The organism is Capnocytophaga felis (assembly GCF_009684755.1).
Taxonomy (GTDB): domain Bacteria; phylum Bacteroidota; class Bacteroidia; order Flavobacteriales; family Flavobacteriaceae; genus Capnocytophaga; species Capnocytophaga felis.
On the sequence record NZ_BLBC01000005.1, the window covers coordinates 1 to 24,827 of the forward strand.

Below are 24,827 nucleotides of genomic sequence, written 5' to 3' on the forward strand. Positions count from 1 at the left end.
CCGAAAGCGGGTGCAAAAGTAGTACTTTTTTCGTAAACTCCAAAAATTTTCAAAGGTTTTTTGAAAATTTATTTAATCAAATAAATATATACATTGAAAATCAAATTATTAAATAACAAGTTTTTTTTCTAAAAACTGAGGTGGATAAATCCTGAAAAAGAAAAAACTTGGAAACAATTATTTTCTTACATCATAATATATAATATCAAATCTTGCTGACTAATTAACTTTTTATACCTTTGCAAAAATTCAATTTTATGTATATCTATAATTTGACTGCTGTTGCAGAAAGAAACACCCATAATCAATGGATGGACTGGGTTAAACAAATATATATCCGTAAGGTTTATGAAACAAACAAAATTAAATCAGTGAGGATTTTTAAAATTATGAATATGGAAAACGACATAACATACGCTATCCATCACGAAACAGAATCTCCTCAAGATTTACTTGACTTCATCAAGAAAGAAATTCCTTCACTTATGCAATTAAGCACAGAGAACTTCGGCGATAAAGTACTGATGTTCGGTACGGAGCTTAAAGAAATTTCCTTATAAATAACAAATCACTTCAAAAAAACAACAAACCACTATGGAAATCGTAAAAGCCAAAAAACATTTAGGGCAACACTTCTTAAAAGACCTCAATATCGCTGAAAAAATTGCCGACACTTTATCTCTTAAAGGCTATACCAAGGTATTGGAAATAGGTCCGGGAATGGGCGTGCTTACACAGTTCCTTTTAAAGAAAGACACCGAAGTACACGTTATCGAAATCGACAAAGAATCAGTGAGTTACCTCGAAAAAAACTTCCCAACCTTACAAAAAAATATCATCAGTGGCGACTTTTTGAAGTTCGATATCCTTTCTTACTTCCGAAGTGAACCTTTTGCTGTCATTGGTAACTTTCCTTATAACATTTCTTCGCAAATTATATTCCGAACACTCGAATTACGCGACTATATTCCCGAATTCAGCGGAATGTTTCAAAAAGAAGTGGCAGAACGTATCTGCGAAAAACCCGGAAGTAAAACTTATGGCATACTATCTGTACTAACTCAAGCCTTCTACGAAGCAGAATACCTATTCACCGTATCAGAAAATGTATTCAACCCGCCACCTAAGGTAAAAAGTGGCGTACTTCGACTACAAAGGAAAGCAAATTATCATCTGGACTGCGACGAAAAAAAATTCTTTACCATCGTAAAAACAGCATTCAATCAAAGAAGAAAAACGCTTCGAAACAGCTTAAAACAATTCCTCTCTGACGAAGCAATAAAGCAAAATAAAATCTTCGACAAACGTCCCGAACAACTATTCTGGCAGGAGTTTTTATATATTACCAATTTGATAGAAGAAGGGAAGTAAGTATAAAGGATAAAGTACCAATGGAAAAGTATAAAGTACCAAGGAGAAAGTTACAAGAAACAAGAGAAAAGGATAAAGTGTAAAGAAAAAAGCATAAAGTACCAAGGGGAAAGTTACAAGAAACAAGGGAAAAGGATAAAGTATAAAGGAAAAATGATAAAAAAATACATAAAACAACATACAAACTAAACAAAAAAAGATAAAGTTTAAATGATAAAGAATAAAAACTATAAAAAATAATATACAAACTATATAAAAAATTATCCGAACCACACAAAACAACATACAAACTAAATAAAAAGGACAAAGGATAAATAAAAAAGGATAAAGAACTACATAAAACAATATACAAACTAAATAAAAAGGATAAAGGATAAAGAAAAAAGGATAAAAAACTACACAAAACAACATACAAACTAAATAAAAAGGATAAAAAACTATAAAAAACAAGTCCAAAAAACTTAAAAATAAAGCTCCGAATATAACATAACAACTCATCAGATAACAATCAAAATATTTTTCTATTTAAAAATTTGTTTTTTTCATTTGAAATAAATACATTTACACCGTATAAATTATACATTTACTTCTGAAAAAAATTATAAACCTAAAATATAAAAGATATGGCAAAACAAATGACTTTTAAACAGGAACATTACACTGCTGTAGCAGACTTTATTGCAGTAAGTTTTGAAAGAGATTTATCCGATTTCTCTCAAACATTCAAAACAATGAATGATTCTTATTTGGAAAAATTCAAACAGGCTATCGAAACAGCTAAAAATTCGGTTTCAGCAACTGAACTCAGAATGCAACAGAAAGAAACTACAAAAAATCTGTATGAAAAAGCAAAAGAACTTAGCAATATTGTTTTATTACTAAAGAAATATGCTAAAAGAGCAAACGTTGATGTATCGATGCTTCAGGAAACAGCAAACCAACTAAGGGCAAAAAACGTAGAAACGCCCATAAAAACATTACGCGATGCTCTTCCTTACCTAACAAGTGCAGCAAATAAAATGGAAGATATGCCGGATAATTTTCTGGATAAAATTCTTCCACTGATAACTTCCTTAGAAAATCTAAACACGGAACAAAACAGACTAATGAATGAAGGAAAAAAGATAAGTAACGAAAGAAAACCTATCTACAAAAACCTTTATAAATACATTAGTGAAATTGCCGACGCCGGTAAAATCATCTATAAAGACAGTTATAAAAAAAGCGAATATACCATTTCCAAAATTTTGGCACGCGTTCAAAGTAAAGTCAAAGATTTAAAAGAAAAAGAATAAAGTTTTTAAGGAAAAAAGGGACAAAAAACAAGGTACAAGTAACAAAAATCAAGTTTCAAGTTCACCAATTCCCCCTTTTAAGGTGTGAGCGAAAGCGAGGAAGTGATAAAGGGGTATGTAAGAAAAATATTTTAAGAAAAAAGTAAAAAAATACAAGATACAAGTAACAAAAATCAAGTTTCAAGTTCACCAATTCCCCCTTTTAAGGGGGTTAGGGGGATGTAAAAAAAAGAATTAAAACAAAAAAATACCCATTCTGTCAGGCTGAGCAAAGTCGAAGCCCAATAAAATATAAAAACCGTTCATTCTAATAAAAGCACTCTATGTCAACATTTAAACTCACGGACGAACTTATTGAGCAAATCGAATTACTTGTTGCCGAGAAGCGTAACAAAGAATTGGAGTCGCTACTCAATGATATGCACTACGCTGATATTGCCGAGATTATTCACGAATTGAATATCAAAGACGCAATTTATATCATACGACTGCTCGATACGGAAAAGACATCGGACGTTATCACAGAGTTAGATGAAGATTTCAGAGATAAAATCCTCGAAAATATGTCCGCAAAAGAAATTGCGGATGAGTTAATTGAGCTTGATACGGACGATGCGGTAGATATCATTTCCGAACTGCCTGAAAACAGAAAAACAGAAGTCATTTCCTATATCGAAGACGTTGAACACGCACGCGATATTGTCGATTTACTTCGCTATGATGACGATACCGCAGGGGGATTGATGGCTAAAGAGTTAGTAAAAGTCAATGAAAACTGGAATGTACTCAAATGCGTAAAAGAAATGCGTGAACAAGCCGAGTTTGTAAAGCGTGTACATTCCATTTATGTCGTTGATGATAACGATGTTCTCAAAGGAAGGCTCTCATTAAAGGATTTATTAACCACATCAACGCGTTCCAATATAAAAGATGTGTATATCCCTAAGGTAGATTACGTTTATGTTACCGATACAGCGGAAGATGTAGCCCGAATAATGGCAAAATACGACTTGGAAGCCATTCCGGTAGTCGATGAAATGAAAAGATTGGTCGGACGAATCACTATCGACGACGTAGTGGACGTTATCAAAGAAGAAGCAGAAAAAGATTATCAGTTAGCAGCCGGTATCACCCACGATGTAGAGGCTGACGATAGCATCTGGAAACTTACAAAGGCACGACTACCTTGGTTACTTATCGGAATGTTCGGCGGATTAGGTGCAGCAAGCATTATCAATGGCTTTCAAGGAGCTATGGAACGCTTTCCGGTACTTTTAATCTTCATACCGCTGATTCAGGCAACGGCAGGAAACGTTGGTGTACAGTCATCGGCCATTGTGGTACAAGGATTGGCAAATGATTCCATTGATGGCGAAATATGGGGCAGATTGTTAAAAGAATTTCTTTTAGGTTTGATAAACGGATTAGCCATTGCGGGAGTTGTGATACTGGTCAGCCATTTTGCCTTCCATACCACGTATAACATCAGCCTGACCGTAGCAGTTGCGTTAGTAACCGTGATAATCAATGCGGCAGTTATCGGAACTTTTATTCCTATCTTCCTACATAAACGGGGGATTGACCCTGCGGTTGCCACAGGTCCGTTTATCACTACAAGTAATGACGTACTTGGTATCCTGATTTACTTTTCCATCGCGAAGATTGTTTTAGGTTTTTAAAGAAATGAACTTTCCAAAGTGGTTGATATTATTCCGATTGCTTTTAGCGCCAACTATTTTATTGTTAGTAAACTTTTTAAAAGACGAAGCACGGAGTATCATTGTAATATTGCTATTTTTAGGAATCTTATCAGACATTTTTGATGGCATCATTGCCCGAAAAATGAATATTTCTTCTGTAAAATTGAGGCGTTTTGACAGTCAAACCGACCTGATTTTCTGGATTTCGGCAGGTATTGCTGCGTATTGGCTCGAGAGTAAGCTGATTAAGCAATATACCATTGAAATTATTATCCTCTTTATAACAGAAGGGTTGTGTTATGCCATAAGTTTTTTCCGATTTAAGAAAGAAACTTGCACACACGCTTTTCTATCAAAGGTTTGGGGCATTTGCTTGTTAGTAGCATTTGTTTCCTTAATCGGATTCTCGCACGGAGGTTTTCCTTTACAATTAGCTATCTATTGGGGGCTTTTTTCACAACTTGATGTAATCCTAATTATGTTGTTACTTCCCAAATGGCAAAACGATGTACCCAGTGCCTACCACGCTTATCTGATTCGCAAGGGAATAGCTTTCAAAAAAAGTAAATGGCTGAACGATAATTAGCATTCTTTTTTCTTTATTTCTTTTCCTTTGTGCTTTCAGTTAAAATTCCTACTTTTGCCGTTTGAAAATCAAAACAACTACATAATAAAATGGCTAAGACCAAATATATTTTCGTAACAGGAGGCGTTTCATCTTCACTTGGAAAAGGAATCATTGCGGCATCGCTTGCCAAGTTGTTACAAGCAAGGGGCTATCGCGTTACGATTCAGAAGTTTGACCCGTATATTAATGTCGATCCCGGAACGCTCAATCCGTATGAACACGGCGAATGTTTCGTAACAGAAGACGGTGCCGAGACTGACCTTGATTTAGGGCATTACGAACGCTTTTTGAACGTACATACCTCACAGGCTAATAATGTAACCACAGGACGCATCTATCAAAGTGTTATTGAAAAGGAACGCAGAGGCGAGTTCTTAGGCAAAACCGTGCAAGTGGTGCCACATATTACCAATGAAATCAAGCAACGTATGCAGATTTTAGGACAAACCGGTGATTATGACATCGTTATAACAGAAATTGGCGGAACAGTTGGTGATATAGAATCGTTACCGTATATTGAGTCGGTAAGACAACTACTTTGGGATTTGGGAGAAAACAACGGAATTGTAATACATCTGACCTTGGTTCCGTTTTTAGCAGCCGCAGGTGAACTCAAAACCAAACCGACCCAACACAGCGTTAAAACTCTGATGGAAAGTGGTATAAAAGCAGATATTTTGGTATGCCGTACCGAACACGAACTTTCAGATGAATTACGTTATAAATTAGCTCTGTTCTGTAACGTAAAACGTGAGGCAGTAATCCAATCTATTGACGCATCAACAATTTATGATGTTCCAAATATGATGCTTTTGGAAGGTTTGGATAAAGTCGCTTTGAAAAAATTGGCTCTGCCTGATAAAAAAGAACCTGATTTGACACAATGGAACGCTTTTCTGCAACGGCATAAAAATCCTAAGAATCGAATTAAAATCGGACTTGTCGGGAAATACGTGGAATTGCAAGATTCCTACAAATCCATTTTGGAGGCATTCATCCACGCGGGAGCAGAAAATGAAGTAAAAGTAGAGGTTGAAAGCATTCATTCTGAACATCTTGACAAGGAAAATATACAAGATAAATTAGGGCATTTAGACGGTGTTTTGGTGGCTCCAGGCTTCGGAAATCGGGGCATTGAAGGCAAAATTGAAGCCATACGATTTGTGCGTGAAAACAAAATTCCGTTTTTAGGAATTTGCTTAGGAATGCAAATGGCAGTCATTGAATTTGCTCGAAACAAAGCTAATTTATTGAATGCCAATTCTACAGAAATGAATCCTGATACAGAATATCCGGTTATCAGCTTGATGGAAAACCAGAAAGAGGTTACTCACAAAGGAGGCACAATGCGTTTGGGAGCTTGGGATTGCAAATTACTAAAAAACAGCCACATATACGAAGCATACGGAAAAGAAAACATTTCAGAACGTCATCGTCATAGGTATGAATTTAACAATGAATTTAAAGACGTTTTGGAGAAAACAGGTTTGCGATGTACGGGAATTAATCCTGAAACAGGTTTAGTGGAAGTCATTGAAATTCAAGATCATCCTTGGTTTGTAGGTGTGCAATACCACCCTGAATACAAAAGTACGGTTGCCAATCCACATCCGTTGTTTGTAGCATTCGTAAAGGCGGCTTTAAAACACAAAATCAACAAGAAATAATACTATTTTATAAAAATTTCGAAGGGGAAATTGCGAGTAAATATGTTAAAAATCAAGTTTGAACACCCCATTATAGAGAGTTTGTGATTATTTTGGATTGATAGCCACTACTTAACCTACGAATACTAATTGACGAATACAAAAATAAATTTAAAATAAATGGAAGAAAAAAAAATAGACTTTAAAACCATCATCGGGTTTGTACTTATTTTCGGGTTACTGATGTGGATGATGTACAACAACCAGCCAACTCCCGAAGAATTAGCAAAACAAAAAGCTGAGAGAGAGCGTATAGAGTCAGAAAAAACAAAACAAAATAACGATACACAGGCTCAAAATACAACTACTTATACTTCAATCCCTACTGATTCAGTTGCTTTAGCTAACTACAAATCTTCATTAGGTGCATTTGCTTATTCTGCAAGCCTACCTTCTGCAAAAGATGAAGTAACTGTTTTAGAAAATAAAGATATTAAACTGACTATCAGCAATAAAGGCGGACAAATCCAAGAAGTTTTCCTAAAAGAATTTAAAACCTATGACAAAAAGCCTTTGTTTTTGATTCAAGACCAAAATGCTTCCTTCTCGCTGAATTTTACCACTTCGCAAAACCTAAATCTCAATACGAAAGACCTCTATTTTGAGCCATCAATTTCTGAAAAAGATGGGACGAAAATGGTTTCGATGAAATTAAAAACTTCTGAAAATCAGTATTTGGAGTACATCTATACCCTCCCTAAAGAAGGTTATATGCTTGACTTTTTAGTACGTTCTCAAGGCTTTTCAAATGTGCTTAACACCTCAAAATCAATTACATTAGATTGGGGATTGAAAGCCCGAAGAATGGAAAAAAGCGTTACTTATGAAAATCGTTATGCACAAATAACGTCTATGTATGAGGGAGATAAGATAAGCAGAATGAGTGAAGGAAGTGATGATAGTGAAGAAAATCAAAACGTTAGCTGGGTGGCTTTCAAGCAGCATTTATTTTCTTCCATTCTTATTTCAGATAACGCTCTTGAAAGTGGAAAATTCACTTCCAAAAATTTGGTAAAAGACGAAGGAAAAGACGTAAAATTCACTAAAGAATATCTGGCTCAGATTCCAATTACAGCAAAAGGAGGCGAACTCAACGAATCATTGCACTTTTACTTTGGTCCAAGTGATTACAACATACTAAAAAAATACGAACAATACAACTTAACGGATTTAATTCCACTGGGTTGGGGTATATTCGGTTGGCTTAACAAATGGCTGTTTATTCCTTTGTTTAATTTCCTATCTGATTATTTTTCAATAGGTTTATGTATTATTCTGATGACAATCATCGTGCGGTTGCTACTATCACCGATGGTTTATAAATCGTACATTTCACAGGCGAAAATGAAAATTTTACGTCCTGAAATCAACGAGATTAACGAAAAATACAAAGAACCGATGAAACGTCAGCAAGAAACAATGGACTTGTACAGAAAAGCTGGTGTGAATCCGCTAAGTGGTTGTATTCCTGCACTATTACAATTGCCTGTTTTCTTGGCACTTTTCAACTTTTTCCCAACAGAATTCGGTTTGCGACAAAAAGCATTTCTTTGGGCTGATGACCTTTCATCGTACGATGCGGTTTTTGAACTTCCTTTTTCAATTCCGTTCTACGGAAGCCATTTCAGTTTGTTTCCTTTCTTGGCTTCGGTTGCCATTTTGATTTACTCTCTAATGACAATGTCACAAAGTATGCAACAGCAACAACCTGGAATGCCAAATATGAAATTCTTAATTTACCTCTCTCCTATTATGATGTTATTTTTCTTTAATAACTATGCCAGCGGATTGAGTTTATATTATTTCATATCGAATTTACTTACTATTTTCATAATGTTGGCTATCAAATATTGGATTCTTGACGAGAAGAAAATCCACGCCCAAATTGAGGAAAATAAAAAGAAACCGAAGAAAGAAAGTAAGTTCCAACAAAAGATGCGTGAAATGATGGAACAAGCTGAAGCTCAGCGTAAAGCACAACAAAAGAAATAATAATAAAAATAAAAAAGGTAATTCAATATGAATTACCTTTTTTATTTCCAGAAAGGGTCAATTGTTTTTGAAACCAATGAATTTTCTATCAGAAAACCATTTAATTCGTCATTCAAACATAAATTATCAACATCATATAACAATACATCTGATTGAACAGCTAAGGCATATAATTGTTCTGTTACTGTATGTACATAAGATGCAATCGGAATTTTATAAGAATACTTCATTTTTTCCATAATTTCTGACCAAAAGGAACGCATTTTTCTTATTTCATTCATTCTTTCAAACACTTTCTCATCAAAAAATGAAACAAATCTGATTTTCGGAAGAATTTCCTTAGAAATTTGCTGAAAAAAACTTTGTAAAAACAAATATTCTGAATTACACAATAAATAAATGTAATTTATTTGATTGATATTATCAATTATTTGATTCAAATTAGAATTTTCCGTGATAATAATCGACCTTTTTGCAATATTTTCAGCATTCAACAAGTTTTCTACATCGTGAAATAATATTTCCGAATATTTTTCTTTACAAAAAATTAAATCTTTATTCCATATACATACTGACTTATATTCAGGCAATTGCAATAAATTTCCCATCGCGTGATAACCTCTCAGATAAGGAGGAAATCCCGCAATGTACTCTGTCTGTAATGTTTCTGATTTTAGTCCTATTAAACTAACATTTTGAATTGTTGAAATTATTTTTTCAGTTGCCTTTTCTCTATATTCTCCCATAATCGCTTAGCTATCAGAGGTTCTACCAATGTTTTTTGTTGTTTTTGTTTTATGAAAGGATACAATTCCCATTCATTTTTTTTTGCAAATTCCTGAAAATCAACATTAAAACTCTCAATCTGTTTTTCAAAAAATATTTGCTCTTCTTCAGCCTGTTTCTTTATCTTCTTCTGTAAGGTGTGATTTTTAATTTGCTGTAACAACCCTCCATTTTTTTCAATATTTTGGAACAAGGAAAGTGATTTTTTAGCAATTTCATAAGAAATAGCTTCAAAACTACACATTCCATTCAAAAAAGAAGCCTTTCGATTTTCAATCAATTTTTGTATTTCCTCTATACTATTTAACTCATTTTCAAGTGTGTATTTCTTATAAATTAGAGGATTTTTAGGAAGTATAAAATCTGCCCCTCCCAAAATAGCACTCTCATAAGCCAAAGCAATGTAATTTTCATTGTATTTTGATTTTAAAATGGATAATCCTCTATTGGAGGGTTCTGCAATAAAGAAAATTTTTATTTTGCTGTTAAACGCACCAAAAACACTTTCTGCAACCTGCCTGAATGCTCTCATTTTTGAAGTTTCAAACATAAAACCATCTCCTACCGCAACTTTAAAGCATATATTTAATTCATTGATAATAAAATCATTATGTATACATTTAAAATATTCCATCGCCTGAGAAATTCCATAAGCAATCTGTTGAATCATACTTGCTCCTGCATTCTGATACAATGTTGTATCTGCAAAGATCATCGGATTTTTATTGGAAATTCCGCATATAAAATTTTCAAAATCAGCATATTGATTTTGAAACCATCTTCCGTTTTTCAAAAAATTATAAATAGAATCATTGCAAAGGAAAATTTTCCGATTACAATTTTTTATTAATTCATTTACCTTTTGAAGAAATGGCAGTTCTAACAACTGAATATCAATAAAATAAATTCCGTTTTCAGGCAATTTGGTGAAGAATTCAATCCAGTTGTTTTTTTCAAAATGTAATGTTATAAAAAAATAATTAACTTTTTTGGAAAGCCAGAAATTAATTCGCTTAAGTGTTTGTTCCACATTCGAACAATATAAAGAAATCATCGCTTGTGATTCTGCACTTACTTCATAGGTAAATTGTTTATTTTCAGAAGCATAAAAAGGAAGTAAGGAAATTCCTTCGTTTGACTTATAAACCAATAAATCGTTATAATCAGCTCCTTGCAACTCAAATTGTACTCGCTGCTTCCACTGTTTAACCGTTGTTTTTGGAGATTGTTTAAAATACATTTCTGACATAAAAAAATAAGATTCCAAAGTTATGAAAATTATTTCATTTTTGGAATCTTAAACAGAGATGATTAGCACTCAAATTACAAAATTTGAGTTTTGAGAAAAAATAATGTCCTATCTCCCGATAGGTTTAATTAACGGACGTATATCATTTATATTTATAATAAAATACATATCCATATAGTCGTTGTTATTATATTTGTCAATATTACTGTTGAACATATTAACATTAATATCAGTTGCTTGCATAAATGAAAAATCGCCTCCTACCATTGTAGTTTCTAAAAGAAAAGGTCTCTTTTTACCTGAATTGGCGTAATACCCCAAATAAACGTGTCCAGGCTGAAAAACCATAAAAGCCTCTACTCCAATCTTTCTCAAAGCACTACAAAGAAAAACCGTTCCGTCGGCACAATTAGCTTGCATATTGTTCATTACCTCGTCAGCAAAACGAATGTACTGGCTTGCAACATTTGGGTTGGAGGAGTTATTACTTGTATCAGTTATGCTGCTGTACTTGACTCCCTTAGCCCGTAAAGTAAGAAACATTGCTCGTACTTGATTTATGACATTTATAGCAATTTCATTCGAATTTCCTCCTTGATAACCCGTAAAAGCCTTCAAATCAGTTGTATTTAGAACATCTTTTAGAAAAACATCCACTATTGGGCTATCCTCGTTCACATATGCCCCCATAAAGTGGAACAAAGGATAAACTTTTCCGTCTAACTTTGCGACCAACACACATTCATTGATGGAAGTATAACGAACCTTTACATCCTTGCTTCCCAATTTGTCGCCTGCCGTGTTTCTGCAAAGGAAAGTAACATCGGCATATCCCGGTTGTTTCATTTGCTTCAAAGCCTCATATTTCCATTTGATTTTGGGCGAAAAACTGTTAATCCCCTGAGATACTTTTTGTGTTACTTCCGTTTTATAATTCAGAACTGTTTCTTCAATGGTAACCTCAATAACTCCCTCCTCTTCTGCCTCAAAATCAATATAGAAAAAATCAATAGCCTGATTTGTTTGCCTCTCCACCTCAGCTAGTCCGAAAATAGCTGAAATATAAATGGTGTTTTTTAAATCTGACTGAAACCGCACATCAAAACTCCCTTTAACCGAAGAGCCTTCATCCTTGTTTTCACTTGAACACCCCATCAGCACTATTCCCAACAAAAGTAAAATAGCTTTTTTCATAAATTCTGTTTTTTTTCCGATTCAATTTTATGTTTTCTTTATAATGAATATTGCCCAAACAAATACACAAACAATATTCATTAAAACCCCATTCATTGAAACCAGAATCAAGATTTATTTTAACAGAAATCTACAAACTAAGTTTATTGTTTATAATGAACAAACACAATTCGGGTTTCAGTGACTTGCTACCAATTTCATTTCTGTAAGTTATTTTTACAGTACAAATGTATGTTTAATTCTCTCAACAATCAATCCCCTTTTTTAGGGATATTGAATGTTAATAATTATTAATTTTTCTTATTGTTTTAACAAAACTTTATCTTCTCCAAACCAAATGCCCATCACAGGGAATTCCTCGTGAACTTCCGTTTCTGGTAAGGGAAATGGCTCCGCTGTTTTTATCATCAAGATTGTAGAGCTTTCCGTCGGCGGGAATTATTGAAATATAACCGTATTTACCTCCCACAGCACCTACCCAAGAGCCGTCAGGATAATCGTGGTCGCTCCACGCCATACCGCGAGAACCCCGCGAAGTAAACGCAATGTAGTTCCCATCAGGAGAGAACGTCGGAAAACCTTCGCCGTCCCAACTCGCCCAATCGTAGGTGGTACTATTGGTAATTTGTTTGCGGTTGCTCCCATCGATGTCGCACAGCCACAAATGTTTGTCCTTATAATATACAAACTTCGTTCCTTGCGGATTTACTCTGTAAGAGCCTCCACCATCGGCAGAACATACCTTTTGATACGTTTTATATCCATCAGCAGGGCTCATCTTGTAAACCGAATTGCCTACCTGTACATATAATATATTATCCAACGTCCAAACGGGTTTTCCCCAATCGTTATACCCTGCGGGAGGATCGCAACGACCTACTTCTTTATCCTTATCCGCTTCGATGATAATCGTAGGCATATCCGAATATCCTTGTCCTTCTAATGCAATGTACTTCTCATTGGGAGAAATAAAGGCTTTGAGGGGACGTACATCACCCCATTCGTACTCAAAATCGTGGATATTCTTACCGTCGGTTCGTACTTCTTGTTGTGTTACTGGGTCTTTAATATCCCTATACACAATGCGTTTGTGATTAAAACCCTTTACATCAAGGGTAAACAACACCTTTGAAGTATCCCACGACACGTCATACGTTTGTAAAACTTGTGTCAAACTTACTTTTGCTACATCCTCCGTATATTTGTTATCCGTTAAATTATATACAGATACACCGTCTGTAAATTGTATGAATAGATTTCCTTTCAGATTTTGTACTTCTGCACTATGTTCGCTTTCCTTTCCGCAAGATGACAGAAAAGCAAACACTACCATACTAAGTGATAAAACTATTTTTTTCATTCTACTTAACTTTAAGTTATTATGAATTATTCTTATTTACTTACTTCTTCCCTTTGTTGATTTAAAGAAAATATCTTTTTTCCTTCTTTCTTAAACAGAAGCGATTACAACCCATATTCGTTTCTATGATTCTCCCTTTTAATTTCGTGTGAAATAAAATTTAATATTCCCCGATTGGGCAGGATAGTCCAGCATTAAAGATTGATTATTGTCTCTTAACTCTATAGGAAGTTTATATTTTTGACCGTTTGCTTCATAATAATAAGTATCGCCCTGTTTAGACCATTTATATTGCTCTTGTGCTGACTTGCATTCATTGGTTTTCGGATTAGGAAGATACAACGTAAATAGTACGGTGGTAGCATCAACTTTCAGATTCGTATCCTTAACACAAGGTTTGTCAGTTACTTCAACCGTTGCCGAAGCATCTTGAATAACACGAACTCTCCAATTGCCTATAAGTGGGTCAGTTGATGTATTGCCACTATCTGCCGTAACTTTTGTGTAGATGGCGATTTCCTCTTTTCCGGTTCTGCTTTGGTTTGCGGGAGTAACAATGCTTAGTTTGCCCTCTTTAACAGAAAAAGTATTAACGATTTTCCCTTGTTCATTGCTAAATATAATTTGATTTCCTGACACTTGATAGGTATATTTTACTATCTCCGACTTACAACTTCCGTCGGCTTGCAAGTCAGAATGATGAAAAATCAGTTCGTTATTCTCACGAAAATCCTGTTTCCATTGGCGTTCACAATTATTTGGTACATTCGCCTGTCCGTCCCTCACGAGCGATTCCAATTGCCACATTCCCAATAGTTCGGAAATATCCGTACTTGTTTTTCCGTCGTCTTTGCCACAAGCAGTAAACAATAATACCGCTCCCATAAAAAATAAAATTCTTCTCATTTTGATTGTGTTTTTAATAGTTAATACTTTATCCAAACGTTAGTTTCTAATACTTCCAAATGGATTTTTATTACTTAAAATACTTGGTTCTTGGTTATTGGAAACTTATTTGCTTACTCCTGCGATTGTTTACATCCCCCCGCCCCTTCAAAGGGGGAGTTGATGTAGCAAATAAACCAATAAAAAATGTTTTTTCCCTCCTTAAAATACTTGTTACTTGGTTCTTGAAAGCTTGTTTGCTTATTCTTACGATTATTTACATCCCCCCGCCCCCTTCAAAGGGGGAATTTGTGTAGTGAATAAACCAATAAAAAATAATTTTATTATATCGAAACACTTAGTACTTGATTCTTCAAAAAATTTTCTACACTCTTCCCCCTTTGAAGAAAGTTAAGGAGATATTTTCATTCTATTAAAAATACCTTTGTTACTTAGTTCTTTAAAACTTACATAGACCCTTCGACTACGCTCAGGGTGACAAAATAGAAGTTTTTCACTCTCTCTGTCAGGCTGAGCGAAGTCGAAGCCTTTTTGTTTCATTTTTCAACTATTTGACATCTCCCCTGCTTCTTTCAAAACAAACCCTTCGACTACGCTCAGGGTGACAAACAAAACTTTTTTGTAACTTGAAAATACTTGCTACTTGGTTCTTAAAAACTTGTTTACTTACTCGAGCGATTATTTACATCCCCCCAGCCCCCTTCAAAGGGGGAGTTTGTGTAGTGAATAAACCAATAAAAGTGATTTTTCTTGACTTAAATACCTTGTTATTTGGTTCTTGAAAAACTTTTTTAAAACCGTTCAACTACGCTCAGGGTGACAAACCGAAATTTTTTGTAACTTGAAATATTTGTTACTTGATTCTTGAAAACTTGTTTACTTACTCGAGCGATTATTTACATCCCCCCAGCCCCCTTCAAAGGGGGAGTTAATGTAGCGAATAAACCAATAAAAAAGGATTTTTTCTTGCTTAAAATACTTGTTACTTGTACCTTGAAAACTTTTTTACCGCTACCTCCAAATCATATTACTAAAATAACCCGCTACGTAGAATCCGCTACTATCTTTAATCATTACGGCTCCGCTGGTGGGGTCTTTCAAATCATAGAGTTTGTTATTGTCAGGAATGATAAATACATATCCGTACGCCCCACCAACTACAGTAACGTGAGGCAAACGCGGTTGTAAAGGGTCGTAATCTGTCCACATACGACCTATTGTAGGCGAACCCACAAAGGCAATATACCGCCCATCGGGAGAAAATACAGGTTGATACTCTCCGTCCACCTTAGAAAGTCCTGAGGGTGGACTGGTCGTTATCTGTTGCAACCCGCTTCCATCAAGATTTTGTATCCATAAATGCTTTTTGTAACGGAAAGCAACTCGTGTTCCCTGTGGGTTTACAGCTACATAACCCGCCCCATTACCATCATTGATATTCAAAACCTGTTCTACTTTCTTTCCATAACCTTCTTTCCAACGGTACAACATCCCTCTGATGGCAAAAAATAATTCATTGTTATGTGTCCAAACGGGTGTAGATTGATAGTCTAAATCTTCTTTGGTGGTGTAAAACTCAGCCAGAAGTTTCCCCGTTTGCGTATCAAACAGGAGCACCCCTCTGTCTTCCCAATAATTACCATCTACGGCGATATATCTTTTATTAGGAGAAACCCGTATCGCAGCTTCATGGTAGAATTGTCCCTCAGAACTTTGTCCGTTATATTGATATTTGAAACCAAATATATTCCCCTCGGAAGGTATTCCATTGGGGTCGGAAATGGTGCTGTACCACGTATATTTCCCTTCAAAAGGTCGCATAATGAAAGTTTGCTTATCTTGATAGGTGTCAAAAGTACGGCTTGTACCTATCGACAATGCAATTTCCTTACTTCCATACGAAAAATCATAGCCCGTAACCCCTGGTCCTCTGTCTGTGTTGGTTACTTTAACGAGTTTTCCTGTTTTAAAATCGTATGAACGAATGCCGTCAGTAGCAAAATCAATATATAATGTACCCGGAAATTTTCCTGTTGCTCCTGCTCCTCCACCGTCGCCCTCTTTAGAGCAAGATGAAAACGCACCCCATACTATTGAAAGGGTCAAAAATTGTGTGATAAATCTTCTTTTCATATCTATTTTTGTTTTGTTATTAAACTTTTTTACTTACTTAAACCATTATTTACATCCCCCTGCCCCCTTCAAAGGGGGAGTTGGTGTAGTGAATAAATCCATAAAAAATTATTTTTTTCCTCCTTAAAATACTTGTTACTTGGTTTTTGGAAAATTGTATAAACCCTTCGACTACGCTCAGGGTGACAAACTGAACTTTTTTTCTTACTTAAAATACTTGTTACTTGATTCTTGAAAACTTTTTTACTGATAACTTCTCTATTTTTTAGTATCGTCATCTTTCTTTTTAGCTCTTGTACTACGGCTTGCCATAGTTGCAGAAAGTCTGTCAATCAGAACATTGATGCGTGAAGTAAGTTGAATAATTTCATTTGAAGGTTTCAACACATTCAATGCGTTCAGATGGTTTACAATGTTACGATATACTTCATCGATTTCTTTGCGTACTGACTTCAACGGACGTGTACCTGCCTTTGATGAAGCCTTCTCATCACGACGTGTTCGGTACACTTCCATAAAGTTCTGATTTGCTTTTTCAAACCAATCGACCCACCGCACTGTACCGACAAGCTCAGAAGCCTTTTTGTACTTTTCGCTTCGCATATCCTGAATGAAGTTTACCGTTTTGCTGTGCTGACTTTCATAGCTTTCCGATATGAAATAACCATATGATTTAATCAATATCAGTAGCAAATCGGCTGCTTCTTTTTCTTCTTTCACAGGACTATACTTGGCGGAATTCACACAAGCCAACAGCCCGCGATAGTAATTACCACTTTCCTTGTCTAACATAGAAAGTGTTTTAGTATGGCTACTTTTTGCCGTACGTTCAAAAGCCCTATTTTCTTCTTCTACCAAAAGAGAAAATTGCTCCAATAATTTTGCTAATTCATCAATATTAGCTTGTTCCAATACTAATTTTAATTCAGATATAAATCCGAAATGTTCGTGATTTTGCAAGGCTTGTATTTTTAGCCCCTTTACTTTGTTGTTCATCTTAAAAAATTTTATTTGGTTATTACTAAAACTATTTTTTGTAGTAAAAATAAGTTAAACTACACTAAAATCGCCACATAAATAATGCCAAACATCTTTTTTAAAACATAAATATATATTAAATTATTTTTTGTTTCCTCTAACGGATATTTACATCTCTCTGTCTCCCTTTCAAAGGAAAAACCGGTGTAATGAATAATCTTTTAAAAACTTTTTTATATTGATGCTCACTCTTAAAGAGAGACGAGAGATGTTTTTATCCTAATCAAAAATACTTATTACTTGGTTTTTAAAAACTTGTATAGACCCTTCGACTACGCTCAGGGTGACAAAATAAAAGTTTTTCACTCTCTCTGTCAGGCTGAGCGAAGTCGAAGCCTTTTTGATTCATCTTTCAACTATTTGACATCCCCCCTGCCCCCTTCAAAGGGGGAGTTGGTGTAACGAATAAACCCATAAAAAATGATTTTTTATTACTTAAAATACTTGTTACTTAGTTCTTGAAAAATTTTCTATCCACATTTCACTTTTCAAGGGAGTTAGGGGGATGTTCTCATTCTACTAAAAACGACTTGTTACTTAATTCTTGAAAACTTGCTTACTTACTCCTTCGATTATTTACATCCCCCCTGCCCCCTTCAAAGGGGGAGTTGGTATAACGAATAAACCCATAAAAAATGATTTTTTATTCCTTAAAATACTTGATTCTTGGTTCTTCAAAATTTTTCTACACCCATTCCCCCTTTCAAGGGGGTTAGGGGAATGTTCTCATTCTACTAAAAACGACTTGTTACTTAGTTTTTGAAAACTTGCTTACTTACTCCAACGGTTATTTACATCCCCTTGCCCCCTTCAAAGAGGGAGTTGGTGTAGTGAATAAACCCAGAAAAAATAATTTTTTATTCCTTAAAATACTTGATTCTTGGTTCTTCAAAATTTTTCTACACCCATTCCCCCTTTGAAGGGGGTTAGGGGGATGTTCTCATTCTACTAAAAATGACTTGTTACTTGATTCTTGAAAACTTATTTCTTCCTTTCTCTTTAAGGTCGCCATACTAAATGACCATCGCAGGGGATACCGGCAGCACCTTCAGGATTCTTCAAATAGATAGCTCCACTGTTCTTATCATCAAGATTGCGTAATTTTCCGTCTGCGGGAATGATACACAGATAGCCGAATCGACTTCCGGTTACATTTACATCAAGGTCGGCATCTGTCCAACCTGCTCCCGTAGTTCCTGTTGTGGTAAAAACGATATGTTTTCCATCGGGCGAAAATGCCGGACGAGCATCTCCCTTATAGTTCGTTCTTCTGGAAATATCATAGGTGGTAATTTGTCGCATATCACTTCCATCTGAATTGCACATCCATAAGAAATAATCCTTACGGAAAACAAACTTCGAACCATCAGGACTTACTGTCAAATAATTGCCACCATTAAGATTAGAAATTATTTGCTGTGCCTCAGCATATTCTCCATCGGGTGCACATTTCCAAACACTATTCCCAATACGGAAATACAATACATTCTGAGCATCCCATACGGGTTTCTCGTGATAGTCCAAGGATTCTTTCGGATTTGTCCACTCACGTATTATACTTCCTTTATCATTTACGATAACAATCGGCATCTTTGCCCAACGTTGCGGCTCGAGTGCAAAATATTTTTCATTGGGAGCTATTACAGGTTGCGTATCACCAATTTTATCCCACTCGATAGTTACATTAAACAGATTCTTATCATCATCAATTTTTGCCATATCCTCTCCTCCATCACGAAGTACAAAACGTTGCACATCAGAGTCCCAAGTTTCCGACGCTATCATATATTTTTTTCCGTCCCACGAAACATCAAATCCTTTCTTAGTAGAACTTGACCCTATCAGAAATACCGACCTATCATAACTCCCCGTAGAAGGTGTATATTTCCCTACTTTACCTGCAAATTGCCAATGTATCGTTCCTGAAATATGACTTCCTGAAGGATTTCCTCCCTCTCCGTTATCTTTAGTACACGATAGCATCAACAGACTGAATATATACAATACTATCATAGCTCTATTTTTCATACTATATTTTATTTTAAATTTATTTTTTTTCAGATAACATACATTCGTTAGAAATCATAAAAAATAATTTTTATACTTTTCTACTTATAGTTGCTATTTAGAAAAAAATATTTTTACATATATCAACCATATGTAGAAGTCTATAAAAATATTTTTTTACTACTTCAACCTATTGTTTCTTGATTCTCCAAAAATTTATTTCTTTTTTCTACTCATTGATTGTTTGAGTATTGAAATCTTTTTGATTTGTTCTTTAAGATGAAGTTTCTTTATTCCTTTTGGAAATAGGTGTATCCATCTACCACGATGGTAGCATCATCACCTTTTTTGGAAGGTCTCCCATAGAAGAAACTATGAGTAGTTGTTGAGCCGTCGCTATAACGAAGGGTTAAAGTACCGTCGGAAATGGTATAAGTACCTACATACTTCTGTCCGGAATAGCCTCCGCTTCCTATTCCACTTCCCGATGTTTGGGTGAAAGCAGTTTTATCATTCGAGAAATTGCCTTTACCATCAAAATACAGGTAGCCACTCACTCCCGATGCCGAAAAATTACCCGCAGCATCAAGTACGGCAATGTTTTGGAACTTATATCCGCTGGGTGGAATCTGGTTCACAAATTCTACTTTGAACATAAAGTAAGTGCCATCGGCTAACATAGTACTGTAATTATCCATATATGTATAGTACGATTTGCTGCCGGATTTATGTGTAGTGGTAAGTTTATTACCTTGAATGGTGTAATTACCGTCTACTCGTGTTTTCCAATCCCTCTTGCGAAGTCCTTCAGTATATGTTCCGTCATCTCGCAGATAGATGGCGAGGTCATATCTGTTTGCTCCAAGAAACCAAATACCTGCATACACGCCTGTTCCGGGTTTGGTAGCGTTAGTACCTCCTGTATTATTCGTTGAAGATTTTTTTTCTTTTTTGAAAACCATATCGAAGGCATCAGCACCAACTCCGTAGGTAAATTGCAACGTAGTGTTATTGTCAGTAAATTGCATCGGGAACTCTATTTCTTGCCCTTTTTGAGTGATGTAATATTTTCCGTTTCGTTTTGTCCAACTCCCCGATTCGGTAACTTCTTTACAATCAGAGGAAGTTGGCGAATTCGGAGCAGATAAAAACAAATCAAAATTTGTTTCACCAACGGTGAGTTTCGTATTCTTAAAACAAGGAAAATCAGGTTTTGTAACATCAATAACCTGCCCTGTTTTAACAATGGCTTTGAGATTCCAAACTCCTTGGAAAGGTTCGTTTGCTTCGCTGTCTTTTCCGCAAGAAATAAAGCAAATTACTGCTAAAAGCAGTCTAATTTTGTGATTGAGTTTTTTCATTTTTCCTAAGTTTTTTAAGTTTCTCTTTTTACAATTTTAAAAAACGATGTGTTTTTTCAGAAAATTTTCTTGAAAAACAAGCGTTCTCAATGTGATTTTACACAGCTTAACAATCAGCCTTGTTATTATTTTTTATCAACAGGACAAAATTAGTGTTTGCTAACTTACGTGTCAATCCCCTTTTTTAGGGATTTTTCGCATTATTTTTTTATTTTTGCTTTTAATTCTCTACATTTATGCCGTAAAACAAAAAAACAATCACTTTGCTAAAACACATCAAAATACTGATTTTAAGCATATTAATTGGATTTTCAAAAATATATGCACAAGATACTGCCAAGTTACGTCAGACTGCAAATGATGCTTCTTCTGGTAGGGAAAAATTTTACGTGTTAATGGAGCTTGTAAATCTTTTGTCGGAAACCGATACCACCCAAGCACTAAAAGTACTTCGTGAGGAAGCTTTCCCCTTAACCAAAGGTGAACCCTATTTGGAAGGAATTTATTACTTTAACAAAGCGGGGGTTTATTTTGACCATAATCACCAAAAAAGCCAAAAATTTTATCAAAAAGCCAACGATTATCTCAAATGGTACAACACTTCGGAAGCTTACCGATACCGTGCGAGGTTATGGCATAATTACGGAGTTTTGGAACAATACAACGGCAGAGAACATAATCTGTTGGATATCACGCTAAAATATTGTATCCCATATGCAGAAAAATCTGGTGATTCCGACCTTCTGATGGAATATTTTACAGATATTGGTATGCTTTTAAGTAACAATAAGGAATACGACAGAGCTTTGGAATACTACCAAAAATCTCTTGCACAGGCTCAAAAAGAAAATAAGGAAAATGAGGCTCTTCTTTGGACTTACTTGAATATGTTTGATGTCTATCTGAAAAAGAAAGATGAAACTGATATTTCCAACTTGTACAACAAAACCGTATCACTTTGGAAACAATATCCGAAAAGTAAACTCACAGGCTTTGTTTACCTCAATGAAGCACGTTATTTTGCCGCTATCGGTAAAACAGAAGAAGCTTTGGAAAGCATAAATAAAGGACTTGAGTTCGCATCAAAAAATAATGTTCCGTGGGATCAGAATTCTTTGGAATACGAAAAAGTTCGCATTCTTAGAGCATTAAACCGCTTTACTGAGGCAAAGCAAAACATACAGAAACTTCTTAAAACTTCTATTAACAAAAGAATCAAAAACAATCAATTAAATTTAATCTACTACCTTGCTCACTTGGAAGCAAATCTTGACAACTACCAAAGTGCGTATGACTTAATGGTAAAACACAGTTCCCTCAAAGACAGTATTGTTGAAGAAAAGAACAAGAGAATGTTTGCCGATATGGAATTACAATATCGTACTGCCGAAAAAGAAAAAGCCATCTTGCAGCTCGAAAATAAAAACAAACTCAATCAAATATTGCTTTTCTTTGGAATTTCTATCTTAGGAATCGTGGTAGCTTGGACAGTGTACGCTCGGAATGTTCGTCAAAGACGCAGAAAAAAAGATTTTATGCTTCGTAAACAACAGCAAGAAATTGAAATCACACACGCTCTTATGGAGGGCGAACAACAAGAACGTAACCGATTAGCCCGCGAATTACACGATGGATTGGGAGGACGCATCACAGGAATTAAAATGAACGTGGAAACTCTATCACAAAATAGTGAGCAGAAAGAAAAATTACAAAAAATTGTCAAGCAATTGGATATTGCAATTGTTGAATTACGAAATACAGCTCATAACTTAGACCCTTCCTCCTTGCAAAAGTACGGATTACAAACCGCCATTACCGACTTCTGCCAGTACTTACAATGCGAAAAACATCATATCAAACTCTATACAAACGGATTATCTGACCTCCACAACAAAAAATGGCAATTATCCGTTTACCGAATTGTGCAGGAACTATTGACAAATGCCGTAAAACACGCCCAAGCCTCTGAAATACAACTACAAGTTACCTTTAAGGACAGACTTCTGTTGATTGAAGTGGAAGACAATGGAAAAGGCTTCGACCCAAAAAGTGTTTCAAGAAATATGGGACTAAACAATATCGAAACCCGCGTAAGCTATCTGGGAGGAAAAATGGAAATATACTCCGAAGAAGGAGCCGGAACAACCATCAATATCGAATGTAAAATATAAAAACTTATGATAAAAATTATTATTTGTGATGACCATCCCATAATCAATGAAGGGCTACAAAGCTTCATTGCTTCACATCCGCAAATGGAAGTGGTTGCCACTGCTTCAAACATCAAACAACTTGATGAGGTCTTAAAAAATGTTATTGCTGATATTCTGCTACTTGACATCCATCTTCCTGACGGAAAAGCCTCTGAAATGTGTTTGAATATCAAGCAAAATTATCCCAATATAAAAATATTAGGACTTAGCAATGTTGATGACCCTTTCATTATTCAACAAATGATAAATGACGGTGCCTCAGGTTATTTGCTAAAAAGTAGCCCAATGGCTGAAATTGAGGAAGCTATTCTTCATATCTATAACGGAAACACTTACTTAAGCGAACAAATCATCAATCTTTTGATGCCTTCTGAAAGTAATTCGGAAGAAATTCCCATTATTACCCGACGCGAACGAGAGGTTCTAAAATATCTTTCCGAAGGGCTTTCATCTGCACAAATAGCTGACAAAATGAATATCAGCCCATTAACAGTTGATTCGCATCGTAAAAACCTAATGCAAAAATTCAATGTAAACAAAACCGTAAATTTATTGCAAAAAGCCAAAGGACTTATTTAATTTGAAATACTTCAAGAAACAAACAACCTTTCCAACAATGGTTATTGCCCTGTGCGTATTGCCTCCACAGGGTCTAACCTTGAAGCACTCAGTGCCGGAATAATACCTGATATTAAACCCACTGCAAACGAAACGCCCAACCCAATGATAATATTTCCTGCCGAAAGTACAAACGTAAATTCATCTACTACGCTTGATGCCACGGAAGTTCCAATCCATACAAAAAGCAGTCCGAAAAAGCCCCCAATGAGTGCCAACAATACGGCTTCAAATAAAAACTGAAATAGTATGAATTGCTTTTTTGCTCCCAATGATTTTTGTATCCCAATAAGACTTGTTCTTTCCCGAACGCTGACAAACATTATATTAGCAATCCCGAAACCGCCCACCAAAATGGAAAATCCACCAATAATCCACCCTACCAAATTCATCATACCGATAGTTTCGTCAATCATATCAGTAAAAGTGGACATCTTGTTGATGAAAAAATTATTAATTTCTTCGGGTTTCAAGCCTCTGTATCTTCTAAAACGCTGTACAAGAATATCTTCAAACTCTTGCATATTAACTCCTTTTTTAGGTTTTATGGCAATTCCGCTGGGAACTCCTTGTGTTCCTGTATTCATAAAGCTTCGTACAAATGTTGATAATATAAAAAGCTTATCATCACTTTCTGACATTGGTCCATATTTTTTAAGAACGCCAATTACCATCATTTTCTTTCCAAAATAACGCACGTGCTTTCCGATAGGATCTTCATCTTCAAAAAGTTGCTTAGCAATCTGATGCCCTAAAACAATGACTGGAGCTCCCACATTTGATTCAGATTCACTCATCAAGCGTCCGTATTCAACTTTAATATCCTCAATTTCTGATATTTCTGAAGTAGCAGCACTTGCAGGAACATTTTCAATGGTTTTTCCTTCATATTTTATGGAAGAAGTTACTCCAAAAATCACATAAGATATAGCTTCCAGATTGGGAATTTCTTTTTTCAAATATTCATACTCCTGATATGTAACCTGTGGAAAATTAAGCCGTTGCCAACGAGGAACATCTGTAGGTCCAAATGAAAACTTCGATATGTACATAGAGTTTTTATCTAATCCCGACAAATTTTCTTGTATACTTCTATTTAGTGAATCAACTGCCGACAATACCGAAATAATGGAAAAAATTCCCACCGTAACGCCCAACAACGACAAAAATGTACGAAGTTTATTATCCCATAATGACTTTATGGCAAAATTGAAACTTTCTTTTAGCAATTGCAGATATATAAACATAATTTTCAGAAATAGACTTTATT

At 35.3% G+C, this 24,827-nt stretch carries 20 protein-coding genes; 9 read left to right on the plus strand and 11 right to left on the minus strand.

Features of this window, described 5'->3' with window-relative positions; all coding sequences use genetic code 11:
• Positions 1-257 precede the first annotated feature (257 nt).
• The 7 genes from GN105_RS01295 to yidC all read left to right on the plus strand — a co-directional run bounded on the left by GN105_RS01295 (position 258) and on the right by yidC (position 8,692).
• Positions 258-560, plus strand: a complete 303-nt coding sequence (locus tag GN105_RS01295) for a DUF4286 family protein (protein WP_155283650.1) — start codon at positions 258-260, stop codon at positions 558-560.
• Positions 561-594: 34 nt separating this feature from the next.
• The gene (gene rsmA, locus GN105_RS01300) at positions 595-1,371 is read left to right on the plus strand and encodes a 16S rRNA (adenine(1518)-N(6)/adenine(1519)-N(6))-dimethyltransferase RsmA (protein WP_155283651.1); all 777 of its coding nucleotides are present in this window, start codon (positions 595-597) and stop codon (positions 1,369-1,371) included.
• 623 nt (positions 1,372-1,994) lie between these two features.
• The gene (locus tag GN105_RS01305; RefSeq protein ID WP_155283652.1) at positions 1,995-2,666 is read left to right on the plus strand and encodes a hypothetical protein; all 672 of its coding nucleotides are present in this window, start codon (positions 1,995-1,997) and stop codon (positions 2,664-2,666) included.
• Between the two features lie 323 nt (positions 2,667-2,989).
• Complete coding sequence (gene mgtE, locus GN105_RS01310; protein WP_155283653.1) at positions 2,990-4,345, plus strand: magnesium transporter; 1,356 nt, start codon at positions 2,990-2,992, stop codon at positions 4,343-4,345.
• 4 nt (positions 4,346-4,349) lie between these two features.
• Positions 4,350-4,952, plus strand: a complete 603-nt coding sequence (locus GN105_RS01315) for a CDP-alcohol phosphatidyltransferase family protein (protein WP_155283654.1) — start codon at positions 4,350-4,352, stop codon at positions 4,950-4,952.
• A gap of 89 nt (positions 4,953-5,041) precedes the next feature.
• A complete protein-coding gene (gene pyrG, locus GN105_RS01320; protein WP_155283655.1) occupies positions 5,042-6,661 on the plus strand; it encodes a CTP synthase in 1,620 nt (539 codons plus the stop codon).
• A gap of 159 nt (positions 6,662-6,820) precedes the next feature.
• Complete coding sequence (gene yidC, locus GN105_RS01325) at positions 6,821-8,692, plus strand: membrane protein insertase YidC (RefSeq protein WP_155283656.1); 1,872 nt, start codon at positions 6,821-6,823, stop codon at positions 8,690-8,692.
• Positions 8,693-8,733: 41 nt separating this feature from the next.
• Here the strand turns inward: yidC and GN105_RS01330 are convergent, their stop codons facing one another.
• The 10 genes from GN105_RS01330 to GN105_RS01375 form a co-directional block, all read right to left on the minus strand.
• Complete coding sequence (locus GN105_RS01330) at positions 8,734-9,438, minus strand: hypothetical protein (protein ID WP_155283657.1); 705 nt, start codon at positions 9,436-9,438, stop codon at positions 8,734-8,736.
• Positions 9,402-10,727: a methylmalonyl-CoA mutase family protein gene (locus tag GN105_RS01335; protein ID WP_155283658.1), complete on the minus strand. Its 1,326-nt coding sequence runs from the start codon at positions 10,725-10,727 to the stop codon at positions 9,402-9,404. Before GN105_RS01335 ends, GN105_RS01330 begins: the two co-directional genes overlap by 37 nt.
• A 108-nt stretch (positions 10,728-10,835) precedes the next feature.
• Positions 10,836-11,921, minus strand: a complete 1,086-nt coding sequence (locus GN105_RS01340; RefSeq protein WP_155283659.1) for a hypothetical protein — start codon at positions 11,919-11,921, stop codon at positions 10,836-10,838.
• A gap of 319 nt (positions 11,922-12,240) precedes the next feature.
• On the minus strand, positions 12,241-13,281 hold the full coding sequence (locus tag GN105_RS01345; protein ID WP_155283660.1) for a TolB family protein: 1,041 nt from the start codon (positions 13,279-13,281) through the stop codon (positions 12,241-12,243).
• Between the two features lie 138 nt (positions 13,282-13,419).
• The gene (locus GN105_RS01350; RefSeq protein ID WP_155283661.1) at positions 13,420-14,187 is read right to left on the minus strand and encodes a lipocalin-like domain-containing protein; all 768 of its coding nucleotides are present in this window, start codon (positions 14,185-14,187) and stop codon (positions 13,420-13,422) included.
• A gap of 390 nt (positions 14,188-14,577) precedes the next feature.
• Complete coding sequence (locus GN105_RS01355) at positions 14,578-14,727, minus strand: hypothetical protein (RefSeq protein WP_155283662.1); 150 nt, start codon at positions 14,725-14,727, stop codon at positions 14,578-14,580.
• A 471-nt stretch (positions 14,728-15,198) separates the two neighbouring features.
• Entirely contained in the window at positions 15,199-16,320 is a 1,122-nt protein-coding gene (locus GN105_RS01360) for a TolB family protein (protein ID WP_155283663.1), read from the minus strand.
• A 258-nt stretch (positions 16,321-16,578) separates the two neighbouring features.
• Positions 16,579-17,316 (minus strand): DUF6261 family protein, encoded by a 738-nt coding sequence (locus GN105_RS01365; RefSeq protein WP_155283664.1) that lies wholly within the window; start codon positions 17,314-17,316, stop codon positions 16,579-16,581.
• A gap of 1,041 nt (positions 17,317-18,357) precedes the next feature.
• Complete coding sequence (locus tag GN105_RS01370) at positions 18,358-19,386, minus strand: TolB family protein (RefSeq protein ID WP_155283665.1); 1,029 nt, start codon at positions 19,384-19,386, stop codon at positions 18,358-18,360.
• Positions 19,387-19,655: 269 nt separating this feature from the next.
• Complete coding sequence (locus tag GN105_RS01375; protein WP_155283666.1) at positions 19,656-20,726, minus strand: hypothetical protein; 1,071 nt, start codon at positions 20,724-20,726, stop codon at positions 19,656-19,658.
• 263 nt (positions 20,727-20,989) lie between these two features.
• On the opposite strand from GN105_RS01375, the gene GN105_RS01380 reads away from it, so the two are divergent.
• Positions 20,990-22,897, plus strand: coding sequence for a tetratricopeptide repeat-containing sensor histidine kinase (locus GN105_RS01380; protein ID WP_155283667.1), 1,908 nt, complete (start codon positions 20,990-20,992; stop codon positions 22,895-22,897).
• Between the two features lie 6 nt (positions 22,898-22,903).
• Complete coding sequence (locus GN105_RS01385) at positions 22,904-23,518, plus strand: LuxR C-terminal-related transcriptional regulator (RefSeq protein WP_155283668.1); 615 nt, start codon at positions 22,904-22,906, stop codon at positions 23,516-23,518.
• Between the two features lie 41 nt (positions 23,519-23,559).
• On the opposite strand, the gene GN105_RS01390 is transcribed toward GN105_RS01385, so the two are convergent.
• Entirely contained in the window at positions 23,560-24,804 is a 1,245-nt protein-coding gene (locus GN105_RS01390) for an ABC transporter permease (RefSeq protein WP_155283669.1), read from the minus strand.
• Between the last annotated feature and the right edge of the window lie 23 nt (positions 24,805-24,827).